The organism is Streptococcus sp. OH4692_COT-348 (assembly GCF_003859975.1).
In the GTDB taxonomy this organism is placed as follows: Bacteria; Bacillota; Bacilli; order Lactobacillales; family Streptococcaceae; genus Streptococcus.
The window spans coordinates 1-974 of sequence record NZ_RQZB01000038.1; the positions used below are offsets into that span (position 1 = coordinate 1).

1 protein-coding gene is annotated in these 974 nt (G+C 35.1%); it reads right to left on the bottom strand.

Features of this window, described 5'->3' with window-relative positions; genetic code table 11:
* The coding region (locus EII37_RS10705; protein ID WP_124788557.1) for a hypothetical protein at positions 1-974 on the bottom strand (974 nt) is incomplete at both ends.

Genomic DNA, 974 nt, shown 5'->3' on the forward strand with positions numbered 1-974 from the left:
GGTTAAATATTAACCTTGTAACGATTGTAGAGGGAGAAATTTCAGCCTTAATAGTAGATATATCTGGCGGGTTTCCGTGGTCATCTCTATCATAAAATAATGTTTTTGCTGTCCTTACATCTGGCAGGTCTGTTCCGTCTCCGCCATAAGTACTATAGTCAATGACATCTCCATTATTTTTTGCTGTGTACATTTTAGGATGGTCTGTATAGTCGTCTGTTGCCTTATTTTTAACAAACACAACAGCAAAATTATAAGCCGAACGTTCTGTTATTGTTTCCGTGTCCATTGTCACGCTTTGCTTAATATCTACCCTTGTCGTGATTCTATTTCTGTTCCAACTTCTTGAAGCAAAGTTAATAAATAACAAGTTTCTGGGGTCTGTTTCAGATGAAGCATGTTGAATTGTCGTAGTTGGTTGAAATTGAACTTTTGAAAATATCCTTTTTGCTACGTCATGAGCCGATGAAGTTTCTGCTTTACGGTTAATTGTCGCCTTTCCTGCAAAGATACTTGAATTAAAGAAATAACCATAACTCATTAAATTATTTTTACGAGGGTCAATTAAATAATCAATGATAGCAAAATTTGTCGTTTTAGTTATTGCGTTTGGAACATCAAGGCTTTCAATCATTGCCCAAAAATAGTTCTTTAATGTAGCTTTATTACTTTCATCTACATCTGTCACAAGGTAAACCATATCTAAGTTCAGCTTTTTCTTTTGACCTAGAGCTTCCTCAATTGGAACAACTTCAGGAAAAAGAATTTGAACAATATCCCCAACTTCTACCGAAACGGTCAACGTAGCCGATGAAGTATAAAGATAGCCCGTTTCCCACAGTTCATAGTTAATAACTTGACATCTTGCTTTAGGTATCGGCAACCCTCTTTTTTCTTTTTTACCATTAGGAAGGTTAAAATCAGATATATTATAGTAGTTCGGATTAAAGTTATCATACACATTGGCTTCTAAC